We start from the raw sequence: 22,880 nt of genomic DNA, 5'->3' as shown, positions 1-22,880 counted from the left end.
CTTAAGCTGATGGCAGCAAGTTTTGCCTGAATTCGCCCAATAAATCACTAACAAATTGAATTCGTTTCCGTCTGTCGACCAATGGTATCGTAAACTTGAACTTTGTTGGTCCTTCCATTGAAAACTTTTGCGGTTGAGATTGCAACAGTTTAACAAGGTAGGTCGGGTTTATGTCAGCATCTGGGTAGAATTCTAAGAATCCACCTTTATCATGAGCTTCTATTTTCTTCACTTTAATTGATGCCGCCGCCAACTTAAGTTCTGAAACAGAAAGCAAATTCTTGGTTGCATCAGGTAGAAGGCCAAAACGATCAATCAGTTCGACTTTTAACTCTGCCAATTCATCGGTATCACTGACACTCGCAATACGCTTATAGGTTGATAAGCGGGTATTGATGTCTGGAATATAGTCGTCTGGTAATAGCGCAGGCAGACGCATTTCAATTTCAGTTTGCTCACGCAATAGGTCATCAAGAGATGGCTCTCGGCCTTCTTTTAGTGCCTCAACTGCTTGTTCAAGCATTTCCATGTAAAGGGTAAAACCAACCGATTGGATTTGGCCACTTTGTTCATCACCTAACAACTCACCCGCGCCACGAATTTCTAAATCATGGGTTGCTAAGGTAAAGCCCGCACCGAGATCTTCCAAAGAGGCAATCGCGTCTAAACGCTTGATCGCATCTTTAGTCATTGCCTTCGGGTGTGGCGTCAGCATGTACGCGTAAGCTTGATGGTGTGAACGACCCACACGACCACGTAATTGGTGCAATTGTGCTAAACCGAGGTTATCGGCTCTGTCCATCAAGATAGTGTTCGCCGTAGGAACGTCGATACCTGTTTCAATGATGGTGGTACACACCAACAAGTTAAAGCGCTGGTGGTAGAAGTCATTCATGATGCGTTCTAGTTCGCGTTCACGCATTTGACCATGAGCCACCGTTACTCGAGCCTCTGGAATCAGTTTTTGCAGTGATTCCGCCGTTTTCTCAATGGTGTCAACTTGGTTATGCAGGAAGTAAACCTGACCACCACGCATGATCTCACGGAGTACCGCTTCTCTGACCATGGCATCGTCACTTTCGCGAACGAAGGTTTTTATTGCTAAGCGTCGTGCTGGTGGTGTTGCGATGATCGACAGATCACGCATGCCGCTCATAGCCATGTTCAACGTACGCGGAATCGGTGTTGCGGTTAGCGTTAGGATATCGACATCCGCGCGCATTGCTTTCACTTTTTCTTTCTGTCTAACACCAAATCGGTGCTCCTCATCGACAACCAATAAGCCAAGATCTTTAAACTTAATGTCGCTAGAAAGTAGCTTATGGGTACCGACCAAGATATCGACCTTGCCGTCGGTGACATCTTGCATAATTAACTTCTGCTCTTTGGCGGATTTGAATCGAGACAGAACTTCGACACGAATCGGAAGGTTCGCAAAACGGTCTCGGAAGTTTTCAAAGTGTTGCTGAGCAAGCAGGGTGGTTGGTACTAACACCGCTACTTGTTTGCTGTTGTCGGTACACACAAACGCCGCGCGCATTGCGACTTCTGTTTTACCAAAACCAACATCACCACATACCAAGCGATCCATGGCTTTAGCTTGGCACATGTCAGACATCACCGCGTTGATAGCCATGGCTTGGTCGTCAGTTTCTTCAAATGGAAATCCAGACTTGAAGGTCGCGTATTGATCGCGGTCGAGTACAAATTTGTAGCCAGGTTTTAGCTCACGCTTGGCGTATACATCAAGCAATTCCGCTGCAACATCACGTACTTTTTCAGCCGCTCGTTTACGAGCTTTCTGCCATGCTTCACCGCCAAGCTTATGCAACGGCGCAGAATCTTCAGCACCACCAGAGTAGCGTCCAATTAAGTTTAAAGAAGCAACAGGCACGTATAACTTGGCATCGTTTTGATACTCAAGCGTTACGTATTCGGTTTTCATGCCGCCGGCTTCGAGCGTTTGCAGGCCGATATAGCGACCAATACCGTGGTCAATGTGAACAACAGGCTGACCCGGTTTAAGTTCAGCTAGGTGACGGATTACTGTGTCGCTGTTAACGCTTTTCTTATCTTTCTTGCGACGTTGAATTACGCGATCGCCCAACAGGTCGCTTTCACAAATAAGGGCTATATTTTGTTCTTCATGGATAAAGCCATGCTCAGCTGAGCCTAATATCAGGCTGAACTTATCTTTAGCTTTAATTGCCGCGTCGAGGTTTTTAACCTCCCAAGGTCTTACCTTGATGCCTCTAAGCAATTCACTAAGTGCTTCACGACGACCTTCAGATTCTACAGAAAAGACGACTTTGCCATCGAAGGCTTCGGTGAATTTTCTTAGATTAGCGAGAGGTTCTTTATTCTGATGTTGAACACTAAGATCAGGCAGAGACGCAACCGGTAAATTGACACGCCCAGCTTTCTCTTCAATTGAGTCTAAGCTCAGGTTGACCTGAGGCTTTTGTTTGAAGTGTGCGAATAGTTCGTCTTTCTTTAGCCAAAGTTGTTCTGGTGTTAGCAGAGGGCGTAATGGGTCTACACCCCGTTGCTCGTATCGGTGAGCAACGTCGGTAAGGAAAGAATCAACGGCGGTTTCTACGTCACCAAGAATTAAGATTTGTGCTTCATCCGCAACATAGTCGAATAAGGTCTCGGTATGTTCGAAAAACAGCGGTTGCCAATATTCTATACCAGCAGGCCAAGTGCCTTTAGAAACCTGCATATAGATAGATTCTGGTTCACGGCGCGCATCGAATTGCTGACGCCAGCGAATACGGAAATCTTCGATTGCGCTTTCTGAGGTTGGAAACTCATGAGCGGGCAGCAATCGAATCTCAGATATGTCTTCGATAGAGCGCTGATTTTCAGGATCGAAAGTACGGATGGTGTCGATCTCGTCATCGAAGAAGTCGATACGATACGGGTCTTTGCTGCCCATTGGGAACAAGTCGAGAATTGAACCTCGGCTCGCATACTCACCCGGGCCAAACACTTGGTCTACGTAACGATAGCCAGATTTTTCAAGCTGAAGGCGCAGTTTTTCTAACGAGTACAGATCGCCCGTTTTCACCATCAGAGTGTGCTGTAACAAAAAGTCGCGAGGTGACTGACGTTGCAATAGTGTACTGATCGGTACGATTGTGATGCCGTCTTTTAGAGTCGGCAGTGCATAAAGACGCGCGATCCTATCTGAAATGATCTCTTGGTGCGGCGAGAAGTTGTCGTATGGCAACGTTTCCCAATCGGGGAATAATGCAACTTCATGGGCTGTAAACTGTTCAATTTCAGATTGAAGTTTCAGCGCGATTTGTGGGTCCGTTACAGCCAGTACGGTATGGCTGTTATGCTGCTCCGCAAGTTTAGCGATAGCAAGCGCGAGAGATGAACCAACTAGGTTACCGATGTGTTTTTTATCACCAGCGCCTTTGAGTTTAGGTAGTGTGAAAATGGATTGTTTTGTCATGTCTATTTACTTGTTATCTCGTTCTAAAGAGCGTTGACGTAAGAGCTTTTGTTGTTGATGAAGGGCTGCCTTGATTAACAAATCTTGGTCAGTATCACGAAGATGAGCATATTTAAATTTGATTTCGAAGCCTGAATCTTTAGGCTCGCTAGCGAAAACTTCCGCATAGCAATAAATAGCAGCGGCAGGGTGCTCGATAAAAAGCTTGGCTTTTACTAAGCGGCCCTGCTCTATGTCTGTTTTTGAAAAACAGGAAAATTGACTCGCACCAAATGAGTAGGTGTGGGTACGAAATTGCTCATCATCTTGTTGCGACAACATAAAGCTCAACAAGAGGTTTAATTTAGAGTTTTGTGCATCCAATAAACTAATGACATTCTTCAAGTCGCTGTTTTTCAGTTCGTTGCGAGCACTGTCGGCCAATAGATCCAATTGGCTAAATTCACTTGCCACAACAAACGGGGCAGGGATCTCGGATTCAAATTGAATTTGAGAGGGTAAAGTGAAGTTACTTTCCATTGGCTCAATATTAGCGGTAAGGCTGTGGTGAACGGTGAAAAACTCTTGTTCTGTCATGCGTTAGTTCCTTGAAGTGATCTATTGATTATCGCTATGTGGCCGCAGTAATCAAGGTCAGTTAATTGAAAGTCTCAAATAGTTGTTTGAAATCTCGCAATTTAACAAGGTTCTGTTTTTCAAGCCTAACTAATTGAGTTAATTCACTCTATATTTTCAATTACCCCCTACACAGTAACAACAATACCCGTTACATTAACCCGCATCCCTTTTTGATGGTTCAAAGTATGTTTCATCCTATTTCAATGTTTGTTGGCCTGCGTTATTTGAAAGGCCGTTCAGGTGATCGCTTTAGCCGTTTTGTTTCTTACATGTCGACGGCAGGCATCACCATTGGCGTACTGTCTTTGATTACTGTTTTATCGGTAATGAATGGATTCGAAGCGCAGTTAAAAGACCGAATTCTTGGTGTTCTTCCTCAAGCTGTGGTTTATGAGCACGGAGGAACAACCTCTATTTCTGAACAAGCCCCAAGCTTTGCAGAACAAATGTCTCTTAATGGTCACGTTGAACCGATTGTGCGTAGTGAGGCAGTGATTCAAAGTCCGGCTCAACTGTCTGCAGGTCTATTGATTGGCATCGAACCTAATTCGGACGACCCACTTCAAAACCACTTAATTGCGGGCAGATTGTCTTCACTGAAAGCAGGGCAATATCAGTTGTTTCTCGGTCATACTTTGGCGAGAAACTTGAAAGTATCAATGGGCGACAAAGTTCGTTTAATGGTGACCAGTGCTAGTCAATACACGCCTCTAGGACGTATTCCAAGCCAACGAAATTTCACAGTAGCCGGTATATTTAATACAGGTTCTGATATCGATGCTCAATTGATGGTGACAGATATCCAAGATGCTGGGCGTTTGATGCGCTACAAATCGGACACGATTTCAGGTTGGCGACTGTTTTTTGATGACCCATTTGAAGTCGCAGAATTATCAAACCAGCCTCTGCCTGAAGGTTGGGTATGGAGCGACTGGCGAGACCAACGAGGTGAGCTATTTCAAGCCGTTCGCATGGAAAAAAACATGATGGGTTTGATGCTTGGGTTGATCATCGGTGTTGCTGCTTTCAATATTATCTCAGCGTTGATTATGGTAGTGATGGAGAAGCAATCTGAGGTTGCGATTCTTAAAACCCAAGGCATGACCGATGGTCAAGTTATGGGGATCTTCATGGTTCAAGGAGCAAGTAGCGGCGTGATTGGTGCTTTATCTGGTGGCGTATTAGGTATTATTTTAGCCATGAATCTCAATACTATTTTAGAAGCGATGGGCGTTGCTCTGTTCTCGTTTGGTGGGCAACTGCCAATCATGATTAACCCAATTCAAATCGCGGTTGTTGTGGTTCTGGCTATTGTACTTAGCTTGATTGCCACTGTGTTCCCTTCTTATCGTGCATCGTCTGTGAAACCTGCTGAGGCCCTTCGTTATGAGTAATTTTCTTCAATGCAATGATATCCGTAAAACGTACCGTGAAGGCTCGTTAGATACAGAGGTGCTCAAGGGAGTCAGCTTCGAAATCGATAAAGGTGAGCTGGTTGCAATCATTGGTACCTCTGGTTCTGGTAAAAGTACCTTACTTCATATCTTAGGTGCTCTAGATGATGCTTCAGCGGGAAGTGTGAGCTTTCTCGACCAAGATTTAGCGTCTTTGAGCTCGAATAAACAAGCGAAGCTTCGCAACCAACATCTTGGGTTTGTTTATCAATTTCACCATCTTCTTTCAGACTTTTCAGCGTTAGAAAACGTGGCGATGCCTTTGCTTATTGGTGGTGAAAAGCCAGCTAAAGCAAAAGATGAAGCGCAACGCCTGTTGGATAAAGTTGGATTGAGTCATCGTGTTGACCACCGACCTTCAGAGCTTTCTGGTGGTGAGAGGCAGCGTGTGGCGATTGCTCGCGCGTTGGTTAACAAACCGGCGTTAGTGCTGGCCGATGAGCCAACCGGTAACCTTGACCACAACACGGCACTGTCTATTTATGACTTAATGCGTGAGTTGAACCGTGAATACGACACTGCCTTTTTGGTCGTCACTCATGATGGGGAACTTGCAGGCAAGATGGATCGTCAATTGCACATGCAAGACGGATTGTTGGTCAACGTAGAAAAAGAGGAGAGCTAAGTGTTTTCTTCTTTATCCTTATTGATTGGCGGCCGATTTAGCCGAGCAAAACAACGAGACAAGATGGTGTCGTTTATCTCTTTGTCATCGACGATTGGTATTGCAGTTGGTGTGGCTGTGATCATCATTGGCTTATCTGCCATGAATGGCTTTGAGCGTGAACTGCAGTCACGAGTGCTTTCTGTTATCCCACATGGTGAATTCGAGGGAGTGAATGAGCCAGTTACTCGCTGGGAGCATGTGATTGAGCAATCGGTGAAAAATGACAAAGTCGTCGCGGCTGCGCCTTATGTTAAAATTACTGCGCTTGCTGAAAAGGGCAAAGAGTTAAAAGCGATTGAAGTCAGAGGCGTTGATCCTCAACTTGAGAAGCAGGTATCTAGCCTTTCTAGTTTCATAGACAAACAAGCTTGGAGTGAATTTAAAGCGGGGCAACAACAGATCATTCTGGGTTCTGGTGTGGCGAATGTGCTTGGCGCGAAAGTCGGTGACTATCTGACTTTGATGATTCCCACAGTTAATGGTTCAGTGAAGGTGCAAGCACCGAAGCGTGTACGCGTTAAAGTGGTCGGTTTGTTGACGCTTAACGGTCAGATAGATCATAGCTTAGCTTTAATCCCTCTTGGTGATGCCCAAGTTTATGCCAACTTAGGTGAGGGTGTTACTGGGGTTTCTTTGAAAGTCACCGATGTTTTGAACGCGAACTCCATTGTGCGTGAAGTGGGTAATCAGCTTGATGTTTATGTCTACCTGCGCAGCTGGCAACAGAAGTTTGGTTTCTTATATCGTGATATTCAATTGGTTCGCACTATCATGTATCTAGTCATGGTATTGGTTATTGGCGTGGCTTGTTTCAACATTGTCTCAACGCTGATGATGGCAGTAAAAGACAGAGCCTCTGAGATCGCCATTTTAAGAACCATGGGCGCATCGGACGGTCTTGTGAAGCGTATCTTTGTTTGGCAGGGCGTATTTTCGGGCGTACTAGGAAGTTTAATTGGCAGTGCGATAGGTGTCTTAGTGGCACTCAATCTAACGACTATTATCAAAGGACTTGAAAAGCTGATCGACCATCAGTTCTTATCGGGCGACATCTACTTTGTCGACTTCTTGCCATCACAGCTCGACATGATGGATGTCGTTGTAGTTTCAGGTACGGCGATTGTTTTAAGTCTACTGGCTACATGGTATCCAGCATCACGAGCGGCGAAGTTAAATCCAGCCTCGGTGCTTAGCTCTAAATAGCGATTTGTTATTAATTGCATTAACTTTTAACAAAAAATAAGTCGCGCTTCGATAGATACAAAAAAAGGATCCCTGATGGGATCCTTTTTTATTGAATTCAAACTGCATTTTTTACGACTTTGGTTACATACCAATCTTGCACAGGCCTATGACTCGTCTGATTTTTACTGTTGTCCGTTTAAAATAACGAGTAGACGAGTATAGATTCAATACCTTGCTTGTCGTTTCTTCCAGCTTCTTACTACTGAGTAGCGCCATAAACCGCGAATACCAAAATAGCCAATCATCGCTGAAACCACGCCACAAATTAGACAACCTAATAGGAATGGAGGTCCTATCGTACTCATTTGCGCCAAGATGAAGTCCCATGACAGTTCGAAATGAAATGCTTGAGGTGGCACATGCATAACAAAAGCTCCGACTTTATAAGCAAAGTAGAAGAGCACTGGCATGGTGACTGGGTTGCTTATCCAAACGAGTGCAACAGCCAGTGGCAGATTTACACCACATGCAACAGCAAGGCCTGCGGACATAATCATTTGACTTGGTAGAGGGACAAACGCCATGAATAACCCAACAGCGAACGCACCAGCCGCAGAGCGACGATTAAGGCACCATAGATTGGGGTTGTACAAAACATTGCCAAAAACTTTCAATGCTTTCTGACGCTTGATGAGCTCATGGTCAGGCATAAATCGTTTGATAAACTTTCTTGGCATAGGAGGAAGCTACTCTCTTGTTTAACACTTGGTTCTTGATTTCATTCGCTGCGACAGTTGTGTCAGCCAGCTTTTGGCCTGTGATGCCACATTGGGTTTGGGCACCATTGATGCTGTTATTACTTCTAGCATCAACAAAGTATAGCGTTTTCCGGAGTGGAAGAGGTTCAGTAACAGCATTGATACTGGTTATCTGCCTAGGAAATATGATTGAAATGCAGACAAGTCGATTATTTCAATCAGGGCAGAATACTACCATAAATGCGTCAGTTGTTAGCCTTTTTAGTGAAAATAGCCATGGTTTTGAAAGTGTAATAGTAGCTAGATCAATTGGCGGTGAAAAAATAATCTTTCCTCAATTGATAAAACTGAGACTATTTACACCTTTCAAGTTAACGCTTGGAGACAGTGTCTACTTATCAACTTCAATAAAACCCGTTTTGGGCCAATTAAATGAAGTGGGCTTTGATTTGGAAAAGCACCTGTTTAGTGCAGGCATTGTTGCTAACGCAACTTACAGGGCTGACACTAAGTATAGAATTCACTCTAGTACGAATTTGCGTTCTCTGTGGTTCGAAAGCAGCCTAAAAAGGTTAAGTCGGCTGGTGAATGCCGACCTCATTATTGCTTTGAGTTTTGGTTATCGTGACCTTATAGACACTCAGCGATGGGATTTGCTCAAAAGTAGTGGCCTTATTCACTTGATGGCTATTTCGGGGCTGCATATTGGTATCGCCTTTGGAATAGGTTATCAATTGGGGAAGTTAGTCAGATTGCTATCACCTAGACTCCTTTGGTTACCGACATTATTTGGGCTAGGGTTGGCGTATTTCTACAGTTGGTTTGCAGGGTTTACGTTACCGACATTAAGAGCGCTAGTGATGTGTGTTATCGCGAGCTATTTCTTGTGGCGAGGTCAAAATATCAGCTTGATTCGATATGTGGTCTTGAGTCTTTGTGTCGTGTTGTTAATTTGGCCATTTTCGGTACTTTCGAGTAGCTTCTGGCTCTCATTTGGAGCGTTAGCAGCCGTTCTTTATATTGCTTCTAATACTCATCTTTCTTCTTACAAAAGCCCTCTAGTCACAAAACTCTTCAAGCTATTCAAAATCCAGTTAATGCTGACGTTGTTACTGGCTCCTTTTTCAATGCTGTTCTTTCAGGGGGTTAGTTTGGTCTCGGTGTTATACAACTTTTTTCTGCTACCTTGGATTTCGATAGTGACGATTCCTTTGTTGTTCTTAGCGATGTTTATCAGCTTAATATTTGAATCCATCTGGGCAGAGAACAATATCGTTGGTTATTTGTGGACTCTGGTGGATTTATCGCTTACGCCCGTTGTTTTGGCTCTGCCTTTCTCTGAACGCTTTTGGATCACGGTTGATGATGAACTCGCTGCCTTGTTTGTGTTTTTCATTTTTCTATTGGGTCTTTTACGTCATTACTTCCATCGCAAAATGCTGTTTTTCGCTAGTGCTGTATTTGTTTTGTGGTGGGAATTTGGCAAGTTGAAACAAGACGTATTGAGAGTCGATATCTTGGATGTTGGACATGGTCTGTCGGTTGTTCTTCAAAAAAATAACCGGATTGTTGTTTATGATCTTGGTAATGCTTGGCCGGGCGGGTCTGTGGTTGAGTCGCTATTGATACCTACGATAGAAAGAAGGGGAATAAAGGAACTTGATGGGGTGATTGTCAGTCATTTCGATTCTGACCATGCAGGTGGATATCAGGCATTGCTTTCTCACTATAACCCTAAATGGATACGCGTTAGCCAAAGACTTAAACCGCCAGTCTCACTCAATAGTCCGTCTACGTTTAATGATCAAGCTTGTGTGATTGGAGAGTCTTGGTACTGGCAAGATGTCGAATTTGAGGTCTTGTGGCCGCCTCAAAGTGTTGATAGAGCATATAACCCTCATTCATGTGTTGTCCGCATCTATGAGCCAAGCACTGAGTTTTCGATGCTTCTTACCGGAGATATTGAATTAGTCAGTGAGTGGTTACTTGCACGCGAAGCTACGCGACTCAAAAGTGATGTAATGTTGGTTCCTCATCATGGTAGCTCAACCTCTTCTATTGCTCGATTTATCGAGGCTGTTTCTTCACAGTTGGCTATCGCTTCATTGTCTAAAGGAAACCAGTGGGGTATGCCAAGCCAGTCTGTAGTAGAACGTTATCGAGAAGCCGGAAGTACGTGGCTAGATACGGGTGAAAGCGGGCAAATAACCATCACTACCAGTAAGGAAGGTTGGAAATATCATACGATTAGAGAACATCAGGGGAGGCAGTGGTATAGGCAGATGCTTCGTAAGGGAGTAGAATAGATAGATTATTGTGAGAAAATTAAGCGATTCTATGTCAACAGAAACAGATGAAACCACTTGGGTCACATTTAAAAGACTTTGGACTTATATTCGACTGTATAAGGCAGGCCTTGGTGTTGCGGTAATTGCGCTTATTATAAATGCCGTCTCTGATACCTATATGATTTCCTTACTAAAGCCTTTACTTGATGAAGGCTTTGGTAACGCTGAGTCTGATTTTTTACGCACTCTCCCTATTATTATCTTTGCCATGATGTTCATCCGTGGTGTGAGTGGCTTCGTCTCAACCTACTGCTTGAGTTGGGTCTCTGGCAACGTGGTGATGGAGATTCGTCGTAAAATATTCAGTCACTTTATGCACATGCCGGTATCTTTCTTTGATAAAGAGCAAACTGGTGCATTACTCTCTCGCATTACTTACGATTCAGAACAAGTTTCTGCAGCAACCAGTAAGGCTTTGGTCAGTATTGTGCGTGAAGGTGCTAGCATCATTGGCTTGTTGACGCTGATGTTCTGGAATAGCTGGCAGTTGTCTTTGGTGCTATTTGCTGTCGCCCCTTTTGTTGCGTGGGCAATCAGTATCGTATCTAAGCGATTCAGAAAAATCTCTAAAAACATGCAAACCAGCATGGGTCATGTTGCTTCTTCGGCAGAACAAATGCTGAAAGGCCATAAGGTGGTGCTAACTTACGGTGGTCAAGACTTAGAAAGAGGTCGTTTTGATACTGTCAGTAATCAGATGCGCCAACAGAGCATGAAGTTGGTAACGGCTCAAGCGGCTGCAAACCCGATTATTCAGATGATTGCCTCTATCGCGATTGTTGTTGTTCTTTATCTCGCCAGTGTTGAATCGATTAAAGCAGAGCTAACGGCAGGTACATTTACGGTTGTATTCTCGGCTATGTTTGGCTTACTACGTCCACTAAAAGCGTTAACCAATGTAACGTCGGAATTCCAACGAGGTATGGCGGCGAGTACCACTCTATTTGGTTTAATGGACTTAGATACTGAGCAAAACAAGGGTACGCTGAAACCTGAAACCGTAAATGGTGAAGTTGCGGTAAAAGATGTGACATTTACTTACCAAGGTGCTGAGAAACCAGCGCTTGATAAGGTCAGTTTTAATATACCGAAAGGTAAAACTGTTGCCCTTGTTGGTCGTTCAGGTTCAGGTAAGAGTACGATTGCTAATCTGTTTACTCGTTTTTATGACGTGGATTCTGGTTCTATCGAACTGGATGGACACGATATTCGTGATTACGAATTGAGAAATCTACGTGAGCACTTTGCGCTTGTTTCTCAAAATGTACACCTGTTTAACGATACGGTAGCCAACAACATTGCTTACGCAGCAGAAGCTAAATATTCTCGCGAACAAATCGAACACGCGGCTAAGCTTGCTCATGCTACTGAATTTATCGAAGGCATGGAAAACGGCATTGATACGATTGTTGGTGAGAATGGGGCAAGCCTATCTGGCGGCCAAAGGCAACGTATCGCTATTGCAAGAGCGTTGTTAAGAGAGGCACCAGTGTTGATTCTTGATGAAGCCACATCGGCATTAGATACGGAATCTGAACGAGCGATTCAGTCTGCACTTGAAGAGCTGCAAAAAGACAAAACGGTATTGGTTATTGCTCACCGATTGTCGACCATCGAACAGGCTGATGAGATCTTAGTGGTTGATGATGGTCGTATTGTAGAAAGAGGTGCACACGCGGAGCTAATCGCGCATGATGGCGCTTATGCACAACTCCACCGAATTCAGTTCAGCGGATAAGATTAGGTCTTTGTTGTGATCGAAAAGATTTGGTTTAACAATCATCCGTTAAAATACCTTCTTTGGCCGCTGCTGTGGCCATTGAGTCTGCTTTTCAAAATGATCAGCGGTCAAAGACGTGACGCCTATCTATCCGGTAAAAAAGAGACCTATCGTCCACCTATGCCTGTGATTGTTGTTGGTAACATAACAGCTGGAGGCAATGGAAAAACGCCTGTCGTGATTTGGTTAGTTGAAATGCTTCAAGCTCATGGTTTTAAGCCCGGAGTCGTTTCTCGAGGCTACGGAGCGAAAGCACCAAGCTACCCATTAGTGTTGGACGAAAATACACCAGCTGAGCATTCAGGTGATGAGCCTCGTTTGATTCGCAAACGGACTGGTGCGCCTGTCGCGGTCGATCCTGTACGAGCAAATGCGGTGAAGGCTTTACTGAAAGAAGGCGTTGATGTCATTATTACTGATGATGGTCTTCAGCATTATGCCCTTGAACGCGATATTGAGTTTGCCGTTATTGACGGTGTTAGACGCTTTGGTAATGAGAGTCTTATTCCTTTGGGTCCATTGAGAGAACCTGTATCTCGTTTGGATAGTGTGGATTTTTTGGTCAACAATGGTGGTAAAGCACAAGGGCGAGAGTTCTCAATGTCTTTGCTACCGAGCAAAGCAGTTAACCTAAAGACTGGCCAGAAAGTGTCGGTAACAGATTTGCAGAAGCTCGTGGCCTTTGCTGGTATTGGTCATCCGCCACGCTTTTTTAAAACATTGGAAGATCTTGATGGTGATGTGATTTTTACACAAGGCTTTGCCGACCATCAAGATTTTGATAAAGATGAACTTCATGCCTTAGCAAACAAAGGTATGAATATGATTATGACAGAAAAAGACGCTGTAAAATGCGAAGAATATGCTCAAGATAACTGGTGGTATCTTCCTGTTTCCGCGCAGTTTGATGAATATTCGCAACAGCAAATTTTAAAAAGAATAAAAGAGGTTATGGAATACTATGGATCACCGTCTACTTGAGATCGTTGCTTGCCCTGTATGCAAAGGTAAACTAACTTTTGACAAGGATAAGCAAGAGCTTGTTTGTAAAATTGACCGCCTTGCTTACCCAATTAAAGAGGGTATTCCTGTTCTCTTAGAACCTGAAGCTCGCACTGTTTCAATGGACGAGGGTAAGTAATGTCTTATACGGTTGTTATACCTGCAAGATACCAATCGAGCCGCTTGCCAGGTAAGCCTCTTGCTGATATTGGTGGAAAGCCGATGATTCAATGGGTATATGAGCAATCAATGAAGGCGGGTGCAGATAAGGTCATTATTGCGACCGACGATGCTCGAGTTGAAAAAGCGGCTAAAGCATTTGACGCGACCGTTTGTATGACATCACCGAATCATGAGTCCGGTACCGAACGTCTAGCTGAAGTGATTAAAGCGATGAACATTCCTGATGACCATATTATCGTGAATGTTCAGGGGGACGAGCCACTTATTCCGCCTTCAATCATTAATCAGGTGGCAAATAACCTCGCGAACAGCACAGCACCAATGGCAACATTGGGTGTGGAAATCACTCATGCTGATGAAGTGTTTAATCCTAATGCTGTTAAAGTTGTGACCGATAAAGACGGCTACGCTCTGTATTTTAGTCGTGCAACGATCCCTTGGGATCGTGATGCTTACGCTAACAACGGTACTGCCGCTGAGTCTCCTTTACTGCGTCACATTGGCATCTACGCTTACCGAGCTGGTTTTATTAATACTTACATTAATTGGGAACCGAGCACTTTAGAACGTATTGAGTGTTTAGAGCAGTTACGAGTGTTGTGGTATGGTGAAAAAATCCATGTAGACGTCGCTATGGAAGCTCCTGCTGCAGGCGTTGATACTCCAGAAGACTTAGAAGCGGTTCGTGCCATTATTGGCTAAGCTTGTCTCAGTTACCTCTACAAGATCTTTAAGCCTCGTTTATTATGAGGCTTTTTTGTGTCTATAAAAGCAGGTGAGAGTCTTATTGACTTAAGATGATTGATATTGAGTCGGTTGCATTCATCTATGTATCACCAAGTTTGAATTATCTGAGATTTACCTCGCTCGAGTTTCAATTTTTCTTTATAATATGCCGCCTATAAAGTAATGGCTAATCGCTAGTACAGAATAAAACTTACGACAAAACGTGGAGTAAAAGATGCCTTCTCAAAGCCCAGTGATTACGGTTGATGGACCAAGTGGTGCAGGTAAAGGTACCCTGTGTATGTTGCTAGCAGATAAGCTAGGTTTTCATCTTCTAGACTCAGGAGCGATCTATCGCGTACTGGCTTTAGCAGCAATTCACCACGGTGTTGATACTGAATCAGAAGATGCTTTAGTACTGCTTGCTACCCACTTGGACGTTCAGTTTATTGCTGAAGGCGACTTAGTTAAAGTTATCCTCGAAGGTGAAGATGTGTCTAGTGAACTTCGTAAAGAAGAAACAGGCATGGCGGCTTCGAAAGTTGCAGCTTTACCTCGTGTTCGTGAAGCACTACTTCGTCGTCAACGCGCATTCAGCACCGCTCCAGGTTTAGTTGCTGACGGCCGTGATATGGGAACGGTTGTGTTTCCTGAAGCTGAAGCAAAAATATTTTTAGATGCAAGTGCTGAAGAGCGTGCGAGTCGCCGCCTTAAACAGTTGCAACAGAAGGGGTTAGATGTTAAATTTGACGACCTTTTGAGCGAGATCCAAGAGCGAGACGACAGAGATCGTAATCGCCCAGTGGCGCCACTTCGCCCTGCAGAGGATGCTCTAGTGCTTGATTCCACCTCAATGAATATTGAGCAGGTAGTAGAAAAAGCACTACACTATATTGAATCGAAACTGGCTGGGTAATTTCGCCGAGCTAGTACGAGCGTTGGTCGCAAGGATGATGACCGGCGAATTTATCAACCCCATGCGGTAGGATACCCATGGACGTTTAATTATTGAAGATTAAATAATGACTGAATCTTTTGCTCAACTCTTTGAAGAGTTTCTATCTGAAACTGAATTCCAACAAGGCAGCATCGTTAAAGGTACTGTAGTAGCTATTGAGAACGGTTTCGTTCTTGTAGATGCTGGTCTTAAGTCTGAATCTGCTATCCCTGCTGAACAATTCAAGAACGCTGCTGGCGAACTTGAAGTTGAAGTTGGTGCTGAAGTAGACGTAGCTCTAGACGCTGTTGAAGATGGTTTCGGTGAGACTCAACTTTCTCGTGAGAAAGCTAAGCGTCATGAAGCTTGGATCGTACTTGAGAAAGCTTGCGAAGAAGCTGAAACTGTTGTTGGTATCATCAACGGTAAAGTTAAAGGCGGTTTCACTGTTGAACTTAACGGTATCCGTGCTTTCCTTCCAGGTTCTCTAGTAGACGTACGTCCTATCCGTGACACTGCTCACCTAGAAAACAAAGAGCTAGAGTTCAAAGTAATCAAGCTAGACCAGAAGCGTAACAACGTTGTTGTTTCTCGTCGTGCTGTTATCGAATCTGAAAACAGTGTTGAGCGTGACGAACTTCTTGAAACTCTACAAGAAGGTACTGAAGTTAAAGGTATCGTTAAGAACCTTACTGACTACGGTGCATTCGTTGATCTTGGCGGTGTTGACGGTCTTCTACATATCACAGATATGGCTTGGAAGCGTGTTAAGCACCCATCAGAGATCGTTAACGTTGGTGACGAAATCCTAGTTAAAGTTCTTAAGTTCGATCGTGAGCGCACTCGTGTTTCACTAGGTCTTAAGCAACTAGGCGAAGATCCATGGGTAGCAATCGCTAAGCGTTACCCTGAAGGTCACAAACTTTCTGGTCGTGTTACAAACCTAACTGACTACGGCTGCTTCGTTGAAATCGAAGAAGGCGTTGAAGGTCTAGTACACGTTTCTGAAATGGATTGGACTAACAAGAACATCCACCCTTCTAAAGTTGTTAATGTTGGCGACGAAGTTGAGGTTATGGTTCTTGATATCGACGAAGAACGTCGTCGTATCTCTCTAGGTCTGAAACAGTGTAAAGCTAACCCATGGCAGTCATTTGCAGAAATGCAAGCTAAGGGCGACAAAGTTACTGGTAAGATCAAGTCTATCACTGACTTTGGTATCTTCATCGGTCTAGAAGGCGGTATCGACGGTCTAGTACACCTATCTGACATTTCTTGGAACGCTGCCGGCGAAGAAGCTGTACGTGAATACAAGAAAGGCGACGAAATCTCTGCTGTTGTTCTAGCAGTAGATGCAGAGCGTGAGCGTATTTCTCTTGGCGTTAAGCAAATGGAAAACGACCCGTTCAATGCATACGTTGCTGATAACAAGAAAGGTGTTCTTGTAAACGGTACTGTTACTGCAGTTGACGCGAAAGGCGCTACTATCGAGCTAATCGAAGGCGTTGAAGGTTACATCCGCGCTTCTGAAGTTTCTCGCGACCGTATCGAAGATGCATCTCTAATCCTAAGCGTTGGCGACAGCGTTGAAGCGAAGTTCACTGGTGTAGACCGTAAGAACCGCGTAATCAACCTATCTATCAAAGCTAAAGATGAAGCTGATGAGCAAGAAGCAATGGCTTCACTGAACAAGTCTGAAGACGGCGGGTTCGGTAACGCAATGGCAGACGCATTCAAAGCTGCTAAAGGCGAATAATTTAATTTTTCGCTAAGAAAGGAGCCGTAAGGCTCCTTTTTTTTTGCTTATTTTTCCGATAGGTCTATAATTTCTAAAAAGAAAACCAACGAGGGTAACTATGACTAAGTCTGAATTGATTGAAAGACTGTGCGCTGAGCAAACGCATCTTTCTGCAAAAGAAATTGAAGACGCTGTAAAAGACATTTTAGAGCACATGGCTTCAACACTAGAAAGTGGTGATCGAATCGAAATTCGCGGCTTTGGCAGTTTTTCTCTGCACTTCCGTGAACCTCGTGTTGGACGTAATCCTAAAACTGGTGACAAGGTTGAGTTGGAAGGCAAATACGTTCCTCACTTTAAACCAGGTAAAGAGCTACGCGAGCGAGTAAACTCAGGGCTGTAGACTACTTATCGGAATTAAGAAAAGCGGCATACTACAATGTATGCCGCTTTTTTATGACCATAATATGGTGGTCTGATTAGTAATTTTCCTGCATAATCGTACAGCTAACTAACCAATGAGTGATGAACTATGAAAATTATAAAAATAGTCGCCGTTATCGCACTTTTCCTAATTGCACTGGCTTTAGGCTCTCAAAACCAAACGACTGTGAACTTTAACTATCTGCTAGCGCAAGGTGACTTCCACCTATCAAGCCTACTGGGTGTTGTGTTTGTTTCAGGCTTTGCTCTTGCTTGGTTAGTCTTCGGCAATATGCACATGCGATCTCAACTTAAAATTCATCGCTTGAATAAACAACTCAATAAGCAATCAAAGCAGGTAGCTGCTGATACCAAAGCTTAAAGGTCTTATTTGATGTTAGAGTTACTGTTCTTACTTTTACCTATTGCAGCCGCTTACGGTTGGTATATGGGGAATCGTAATGCTCAGCAAGAAAAGCAAAAACAATCACACCAGATCTCCCGTCAATATGTGACGGGTTTGAACCTATTACTGTCCGATCAATCTGACAAAGCAGTCGATCACTTTATTGAACTGCTTCAAGTCGACAATGAAACCATTGATACGCATTTAGCTTTGGGTAACTTGTTCCGCTCAAGGGGCGAAGTCGACCGCGCTATTCGTATTCACCAAAATCTTATCTCTCGCTCGGGACTTACTCTCGATCAGAAAAACCTCGCCTTACAGCAATTAGCGAAAGACTATATGGTCTCTGGCTTTCTTGACCGCGCCGAAAAAATCTTCGAACAGCTTGTAGAAGAACCTGATCATAAAGAGGGCGCTTTACAACAACTTGTTGCGATTTATCAGCAAACTCGTGAGTGGAACAAGGCTATTCATTACGGAAATATCCTCGTTAAACTGGGTAAGAAAAAGATGAAGATGCGTGCCACGGTCGCGCATTTTTGGTGTGAGCTTGCGATGCAAGAACAAGCCGATGGCAATCGTTCGAAAGCTCTACAGCATTTTAAGAAAGCACTTTCTGAAGACCCGAAATGTGTTCGTGCCAGTATTGCTTTAGGTAAATTCCATTTAGCAAACGAAGATTATCAAAAGACAATCACTTGTTTAGAATCCGTTCTCGAACAAGATATCGATTTTATCAGTGAGGTGTTACCAACCCTTGCTGAGTGTTACCACAAGCTTGGACAAGAAGCTCAACTTGTCGAGTTCCTGAAAGCCTGTATTCAGAAGAAGGCTGGTGTATCCGCTGAATTGATGCTCGCTCAATTAGTTGCTCACCATGAAGATGTTGGCTCTGCCCAAGAATTACTGACGAAGCAATTGGTTAAAAACCCAACCATGAAAGGCTTTTATCGATTAATTGATTACCACCTAGCAGAAGCTGAAGAAGGTCGAGCAAAAGAAAGCTTAACCACACTTCAGTCCATGGTTGGCGAACAGTTGAAGGTTAAGCCTCACTACCGTTGTCGTCAGTGTGGCTTCTCTACACACTCAATGTATTGGCACTGTCCATCATGTAAAGGATGGGGAACGATCAAGCCTATTCGTGGGCTAGATGGTGAATAGATTTATGGTCCTTGATAGACCAAATTATTAATTGCAGCTTTCGGGCTGCATTTTTATGGCTGTTATTTGTCGCTATTATTTATATTGATTATTTAAAGTTTATAGTGATTATTTAAAGAAAGTTAACTGCGTTAGGAGATGAAATGAACGACCAAAAAATCATTGTAGCATTGGATTATGATAACCAAGCGGATGCGTTAGCCTTCGTCGATCGTATTGATCCAGCGTCTTGTCGCCTAAAAGTTGGCAAAGAGATGTTTACCCTGTTTGGCCCTGAATTTGTTCGTGAATTGCATAAACGTGGTTTCTCAGTCTTCTTAGATCTTAAGTTCCATGACATCCCGAACACATGTTCAAAAGCAGTACGCGCTGCTGCTGAGCTAGGTGTGTGGATGGTTAACGTACATGCAAGTGGAGGGGAGCGCATGATGACCGCTTCTCGCGAAATCTTAGAACCGTATGGTAAAGATCGTCCGCTATTAATCGGTGTGACAGTACTAACCAGTATGGAGCAGTCTGACTTAGCGGGTATTGGTTTAGATCTTGAGCCACAACAGCAAGTTATGCGCTTGGCTTCTCTAACTAAAAACTCTGGTTTGGACGGTGTTGTATGCTCAGCACAAGAGGCTTCTTTACTTAAAGGTGCACTTGGCCAAGAGTTTAAGTTAGTGACTCCAGGTATCCGTCCTGTAGGTGCTGATGTTGGTGACCAGAAGCGTATTATGACGCCTTCTAAAGCGATTGAAGCCGGTTCAGACTACTTAGTTATCGGCCGTCCAATTACTCAAGCTGTTGACCCTGCAACTGTGCTCGCTGAGATAAACGGCACGCTAGTAGTTTAAGCTTACGTTAAGGTAGTGATATCAATAAGAAGGCCAGCAATTTGCTGGCCTTCTTATTTATGGATTGGATTGATTTGAACTAGATTTACTACTCGGCTTAAATCGGAGCACCACTATGGAATTTGAAATCACTGTCTTCTGAAGTGATGAGTTCTGCTTCTACTTGAGCGAAGTGGGCAATACGCTCAGAGATATCTTTCCCTGCGATTTGCTCCGCTAGTTCGAGGTAATCTTGATAGTGACGAGCTTCTGAGCGAAGTAGAGACACATAAAACTTCTCCATATCCTCTTCTAAGAAAGGAGCCAGTTTAGCAAAACGTTCACAAGAACGAGCTTCTATAAAGGCGCCGATGATCAGTTTATCAACCAGAGCATCAGGCTCGTACGTCTTAACTTGCTTAATTAAACCTCTAGCGTAGCGACCAGCTTCAATTGGTTGGTAGGTCACTCCCTTCTTTTCCATTAACTCCATCACCTGATAGAAGTGATGCAGTTCTTCTTTTATCAGAAGTACCATTTTATCGATGAGATCAGCACCGTAGTTACAGCCGTCTTTCGCTGTGATTTGCTTTGATACATTACTCTTACCACGAAGTGATTCTAAGTCTCCGATACGACGATAAGCGAATTGCTCGTATGGCAAAATCCATTCGTTGAGCTGTTTCGCACTTTCTTTATCAACCGCGTACTTACGGATTAAGAACAAAGCACTTTGTGCAGCTTTGAGTTCACAGAGCATGTGGTCGCGTAAAATGATGTGAAGGTTTTCAGGCTTCTTAGCTTCATCTATCCATGAATCTGGCGTTTCAGATTTAAGAAAAGAGTGAATTGGATCTAATAGTTCTTGATACATGGTCGAGGAAAGTTCGTTGATAATACGAAATGTTATCACAGCTATCGAGATCTCCCTATAAGGAGAAAGGAAATTCACCAGACATAAAAAAGGCCACCTATTTTGAAAATAAGGTGGCCTCTAAACGTTTGAATTAGAGTGTTACCATTTTTTCTTCTGACCGAAGAGGGCATCCATATCTTCATCACGCTCTTTAGATTCCATTTGCTGCAAGTCTTGCGCATTTTTATCTTGGCGTTTCTGATCAAGATCGTTGAGCATCTGTTGAAGCTTTTCTTTTGCTTGATTAGAGTATGAGTCGTTTTTGGTTGCTAACGCATCTATGCCTTTACGTAATAACTGAATCGCCGTTCCCGGTTGTCCACGAGATATCGAGTCGTTTGCACGCTTAATAACGTTCTCAATGTTGATGCGAATTTGAATGGTTTCTAAGCGAGCATTTTCGACCACATAAGCTTGAGTTTCAAAACGACCTTTATTGTGTTCGTTACGAACTGTATCACGTAGGCGTTTAACAAGCTTAAGCATCATGATAGCTTGCTTATCACTGCTTGGTACACGGAATGCAGTACTCTCACCACCTTGGTAGTTTTCTTTAAGCTGAGTGATTTGTTGCTTTACGCTTTCGATTCGTTGGGCAAGTTGCTTATTTCTTGGATCGAGTTGATACATATTTTCTAGCGCATCAAGAATTCGATTGTTTAAGCATACAAGAAGATCTTGGCTAAAAGGCATGTGATGCGCATTACCAATCAACTCCTCTGTTCCGTCAATAATGGTTAGATAACGAGAAGCTTCCTGTTTCTTCGCTGTTTCTACCTTAACTTTGTATTGAAGCATGATGTTGTAGCCTAAAACTAACACCAAAAGAACGGCTACTAAGGCAATTATTAAACCAATATTCATATGTTTGTGTCTGCTTGTTGTTTTCTATAGCTAACTGGAGAGAATACACGATTCCATTGTGTATCGGCACTCGTAAATTGCAATTTCTAATTATCTCTTGTTGAGCGCAATCGGCAATCAAAATTTACTAACTAATGTATGAGAATGAGGAGTGGGTTGCAAAGCGTTAGTGATATTTATGTTTGTTAGTCTGTAAAAGCTCAATTTTTCTGTCATTTTTGTGCTTGAAGCGTTATAACTATTAATTATATTACACAAGACTATAACGCTCGCTTTGCAAATAAGTTAGCACAGAAATGAGTAAAGGATTACGAGGTTAGATATGAAGTTACAACAACTCAAGTACATTGTTGAGGTTCTCAACCATAACCTAAATGTTTCTGCGACGGCAGAGAGTTTATACACATCTCAGCCTGGTATTAGTAAGCAAGTTAGATTGTTAGAAGATGAACTAGGTATTCAGATTTTTGAACGTAGCGGGAAGCATTTAACACAGGTTACCCCTGCCGGTGAAGATATCATTCGCATCTCTCAGGAAATCTTGGCGCGTGTCGAGAGTATTAAAGCGGTTGCTGGTGAGCACACTCATCCTGAAATGGGCACATTGAACATTTCAACGACGCATACTCAAGCGCGTTACGCGTTGCCGGACGTGATCAAAGGTTTCACTGCGCGTTATCCGAAAGTATCACTTCACATGCACCAAGGTACGCCTAGCCAAATGTCAGAAGCGGTGGCTAAAGGGACGGCGAACTTTGCGATTGCAACGGAAGCACTACACCTTTATCAAGATGCGATTATGCTGCCTTGTTATCACTGGAACCGTTCGATAGTCGTTACTAAAGACCACCCTCTGGCGCAAAAGCGAAATATCACGATCGAAGATCTTGCTGCTTACTCTCTAGTGACTTACGTATTTGGTTTCACTGGACGTTCAGAGCTTGATACCGCGTTCAACAAGGTTGGATTGACGCCTCGCGTTGTGTTCACTGCAACCGACGCGGATGTAATTAAGACATATGTACGAATGGGTATCGGTGTCGGTGTCATCGCAAGTATGGCCATCGATCAAGAACAAGATACTGATCTAGTTGCTATCGATGCTAGTCATCTATTTGGTGCCAGCACCACAAGCATTGGTTTTAGAAAAGGCACTTTCTTGCGTTCTTACATGTTTGATTTTATGGAGCGTTTTGCACCGCATTTGACTCGTCCTGTTGTTGAGCAAGCCATTTCTCTAAAATCAAATGATGAGATAGAAGAAATGTTTAAAGACATTGAGTTACCTGTTCGATAATTATCAGAAGATCAGAAGATCAGAAGATCAGAAGATCAGAAGATCAGAAGATCAGAAGATCAGAAGATCAGAAGATCAGACATTTAGAAGTGTTTCTCTAGATTCCGAATCGGTCTGTTATCAGGCCGAT

Annotated in this window: 20 protein-coding genes; 15 read left to right on the top strand and 5 right to left on the bottom strand. The window is 43.5% G+C overall.

The window, feature by feature from the left end:
* Nucleotide 1: 1 nt before the first annotated feature.
* A complete protein-coding gene (gene mfd, locus AACW75_RS01960) occupies nt 2-3,463 on the bottom strand; it encodes a transcription-repair coupling factor (protein ID WP_145568137.1) in 3,462 nt (1,153 codons plus the stop codon).
* A 6-nt stretch (nt 3,464-3,469) separates the two neighbouring features.
* Nucleotides 3,470-4,039 (bottom strand): PilZ domain-containing protein, encoded by a 570-nt coding sequence (locus tag AACW75_RS01955; protein WP_145568139.1) that lies wholly within the window; start codon nt 4,037-4,039, stop codon nt 3,470-3,472.
* Nucleotides 4,040-4,266: 227 nt separating this feature from the next.
* Here AACW75_RS01955 and lolC point away from each other — a divergent pair, with 227 nt between their 5' ends.
* Genes lolC through lolE form a run of 3 tightly spaced genes read left to right on the top strand, consistent with a single transcriptional unit; the run spans nt 4,267 to nt 7,405 of the window.
* The gene (gene lolC, locus AACW75_RS01950; RefSeq protein WP_145568141.1) at nt 4,267-5,475 is read left to right on the top strand and encodes a lipoprotein-releasing ABC transporter permease subunit LolC; all 1,209 of its coding nucleotides are present in this window, start codon (nt 4,267-4,269) and stop codon (nt 5,473-5,475) included.
* Nucleotides 5,468-6,160, top strand: coding sequence for a lipoprotein-releasing ABC transporter ATP-binding protein LolD (gene lolD / locus AACW75_RS01945; protein ID WP_145568143.1), 693 nt, complete (start codon nt 5,468-5,470; stop codon nt 6,158-6,160). The genes lolC and lolD overlap by 8 nt, the downstream gene beginning before the upstream one ends.
* The gene (gene lolE, locus AACW75_RS01940) at nt 6,161-7,405 is read left to right on the top strand and encodes a lipoprotein-releasing ABC transporter permease subunit LolE (RefSeq protein ID WP_102551560.1); all 1,245 of its coding nucleotides are present in this window, start codon (nt 6,161-6,163) and stop codon (nt 7,403-7,405) included.
* Nucleotides 7,406-7,611: 206 nt separating this feature from the next.
* On the opposite strand, the gene AACW75_RS01935 is transcribed toward lolE, so the two are convergent.
* The gene (locus AACW75_RS01935) at nt 7,612-8,124 is read right to left on the bottom strand and encodes a DUF2062 domain-containing protein (protein WP_010439904.1); all 513 of its coding nucleotides are present in this window, start codon (nt 8,122-8,124) and stop codon (nt 7,612-7,614) included.
* Between the two features lie 215 nt (nt 8,125-8,339).
* Between AACW75_RS01935 and AACW75_RS01930 the strand changes: the two genes are divergently transcribed.
* The 11 genes from AACW75_RS01930 to pyrF all read left to right on the top strand — a co-directional run bounded on the left by AACW75_RS01930 (nt 8,340) and on the right by pyrF (nt 19,694).
* Complete coding sequence (locus AACW75_RS01930; protein ID WP_237297382.1) at nt 8,340-10,451, top strand: DNA internalization-related competence protein ComEC/Rec2; 2,112 nt, start codon at nt 8,340-8,342, stop codon at nt 10,449-10,451.
* Nucleotides 10,452-10,482: 31 nt separating this feature from the next.
* The gene (msbA, locus tag AACW75_RS01925) at nt 10,483-12,231 is read left to right on the top strand and encodes a lipid A ABC transporter ATP-binding protein/permease MsbA (protein ID WP_135456622.1); all 1,749 of its coding nucleotides are present in this window, start codon (nt 10,483-10,485) and stop codon (nt 12,229-12,231) included.
* Between the two features lie 15 nt (nt 12,232-12,246).
* The gene (gene lpxK, locus AACW75_RS01920) at nt 12,247-13,254 is read left to right on the top strand and encodes a tetraacyldisaccharide 4'-kinase (protein ID WP_145568147.1); all 1,008 of its coding nucleotides are present in this window, start codon (nt 12,247-12,249) and stop codon (nt 13,252-13,254) included.
* Complete coding sequence (locus AACW75_RS01915) at nt 13,235-13,414, top strand: Trm112 family protein (protein WP_004736429.1); 180 nt, start codon at nt 13,235-13,237, stop codon at nt 13,412-13,414. Before lpxK ends, AACW75_RS01915 begins: the two co-directional genes overlap by 20 nt.
* Nucleotides 13,414-14,160, top strand: coding sequence for a 3-deoxy-manno-octulosonate cytidylyltransferase (gene kdsB / locus AACW75_RS01910; protein ID WP_237297373.1), 747 nt, complete (start codon nt 13,414-13,416; stop codon nt 14,158-14,160). The genes AACW75_RS01915 and kdsB overlap by 1 nt, the downstream gene beginning before the upstream one ends.
* A gap of 259 nt (nt 14,161-14,419) precedes the next feature.
* On the top strand, nt 14,420-15,100 hold the full coding sequence (gene cmk, locus AACW75_RS01905; protein WP_017073305.1) for a (d)CMP kinase: 681 nt from the start codon (nt 14,420-14,422) through the stop codon (nt 15,098-15,100).
* A gap of 106 nt (nt 15,101-15,206) precedes the next feature.
* Nucleotides 15,207-16,877 (top strand): 30S ribosomal protein S1, encoded by a 1,671-nt coding sequence (rpsA, locus tag AACW75_RS01900; RefSeq protein ID WP_017073306.1) that lies wholly within the window; start codon nt 15,207-15,209, stop codon nt 16,875-16,877.
* 100 nt (nt 16,878-16,977) lie between these two features.
* Nucleotides 16,978-17,262, top strand: coding sequence for an integration host factor subunit beta (gene ihfB, locus AACW75_RS01895; protein WP_017073307.1), 285 nt, complete (start codon nt 16,978-16,980; stop codon nt 17,260-17,262).
* A gap of 129 nt (nt 17,263-17,391) precedes the next feature.
* On the top strand, nt 17,392-17,664 hold the full coding sequence (locus AACW75_RS01890) for a LapA family protein (protein WP_102551568.1): 273 nt from the start codon (nt 17,392-17,394) through the stop codon (nt 17,662-17,664).
* Nucleotides 17,665-17,676: 12 nt separating this feature from the next.
* Nucleotides 17,677-18,852, top strand: coding sequence for a lipopolysaccharide assembly protein LapB (gene lapB, locus AACW75_RS01885; RefSeq protein WP_029224810.1), 1,176 nt, complete (start codon nt 17,677-17,679; stop codon nt 18,850-18,852).
* 143 nt (nt 18,853-18,995) lie between these two features.
* Nucleotides 18,996-19,694, top strand: coding sequence for an orotidine-5'-phosphate decarboxylase (gene pyrF, locus AACW75_RS01880; protein WP_102551572.1), 699 nt, complete (start codon nt 18,996-18,998; stop codon nt 19,692-19,694).
* 97 nt (nt 19,695-19,791) lie between these two features.
* Here pyrF and miaE read toward each other — a convergent pair whose 3' ends face one another.
* Together miaE and AACW75_RS01870 are read right to left on the bottom strand one after the other, a co-directional pair.
* Entirely contained in the window at nt 19,792-20,586 is a 795-nt protein-coding gene (gene miaE / locus AACW75_RS01875; RefSeq protein ID WP_318276404.1) for a tRNA isopentenyl-2-thiomethyl-A-37 hydroxylase MiaE, read from the bottom strand.
* Nucleotides 20,587-20,688: 102 nt separating this feature from the next.
* Nucleotides 20,689-21,453 carry a hypothetical protein gene (locus AACW75_RS01870; RefSeq protein ID WP_017073312.1) on the bottom strand — a complete coding sequence of 255 codons (765 nt, stop codon included), beginning with the start codon at nt 21,451-21,453 and terminating at the stop codon, nt 20,689-20,691.
* A gap of 322 nt (nt 21,454-21,775) precedes the next feature.
* On the opposite strand from AACW75_RS01870, the gene cysB reads away from it, so the two are divergent.
* Nucleotides 21,776-22,750, top strand: coding sequence for an HTH-type transcriptional regulator CysB (cysB, locus tag AACW75_RS01865; protein WP_017073313.1), 975 nt, complete (start codon nt 21,776-21,778; stop codon nt 22,748-22,750).
* The last annotated feature ends 130 nt before the right edge of the window (nt 22,751-22,880 follow it).

Origin of the sequence: Vibrio sp. L3-7, assembly GCF_963898195.1 — a bacterium.
GTDB classification, from domain to species: domain Bacteria; phylum Pseudomonadota; class Gammaproteobacteria; order Enterobacterales; family Vibrionaceae; genus Vibrio; species Vibrio echinoideorum.
This window is presented reverse-complemented; position numbering and strand designations above follow the sequence as displayed.

Coding starts and splice junctions, on each gene's coding strand:
- AACW75_RS01915 (WP_004736429.1), top strand. CDS start 13,235: ATGGATCACCGTCTACTTGAGATCGTTGCTTGCCCTGTATGCAAAGGT.
- cysB (WP_017073313.1), top strand. CDS start 21,776: ATGAAGTTACAACAACTCAAGTACATTGTTGAGGTTCTCAACCATAAC.
- lolD (WP_145568143.1), top strand. CDS start 5,468: ATGAGTAATTTTCTTCAATGCAATGATATCCGTAAAACGTACCGTGAA.
- AACW75_RS01870 (WP_017073312.1), bottom strand. CDS start 21,453: ATGAATATTGGTTTAATAATTGCCTTAGTAGCCGTTCTTTTGGTGTTA.
- AACW75_RS01935 (WP_010439904.1), bottom strand. CDS start 8,124: ATGCCAAGAAAGTTTATCAAACGATTTATGCCTGACCATGAGCTCATC.
- ihfB (WP_017073307.1), top strand. CDS start 16,978: ATGACTAAGTCTGAATTGATTGAAAGACTGTGCGCTGAGCAAACGCAT.
- kdsB (WP_237297373.1), top strand. CDS start 13,414: ATGTCTTATACGGTTGTTATACCTGCAAGATACCAATCGAGCCGCTTG.
- AACW75_RS01955 (WP_145568139.1), bottom strand. CDS start 4,039: ATGACAGAACAAGAGTTTTTCACCGTTCACCACAGCCTTACCGCTAAT.
- lolC (WP_145568141.1), top strand. CDS start 4,267: ATGTTTCATCCTATTTCAATGTTTGTTGGCCTGCGTTATTTGAAAGGC.
- lapB (WP_029224810.1), top strand. CDS start 17,677: ATGTTAGAGTTACTGTTCTTACTTTTACCTATTGCAGCCGCTTACGGT.
- msbA (WP_135456622.1), top strand. CDS start 10,483: ATGTCAACAGAAACAGATGAAACCACTTGGGTCACATTTAAAAGACTT.
- AACW75_RS01930 (WP_237297382.1), top strand. CDS start 8,340: ATGCAGACAAGTCGATTATTTCAATCAGGGCAGAATACTACCATAAAT.
- pyrF (WP_102551572.1), top strand. CDS start 18,996: ATGAACGACCAAAAAATCATTGTAGCATTGGATTATGATAACCAAGCG.
- rpsA (WP_017073306.1), top strand. CDS start 15,207: ATGACTGAATCTTTTGCTCAACTCTTTGAAGAGTTTCTATCTGAAACT.
- mfd (WP_145568137.1), bottom strand. CDS start 3,463: ATGACAAAACAATCCATTTTCACACTACCTAAACTCAAAGGCGCTGGT.
- cmk (WP_017073305.1), top strand. CDS start 14,420: ATGCCTTCTCAAAGCCCAGTGATTACGGTTGATGGACCAAGTGGTGCA.
- AACW75_RS01890 (WP_102551568.1), top strand. CDS start 17,392: ATGAAAATTATAAAAATAGTCGCCGTTATCGCACTTTTCCTAATTGCA.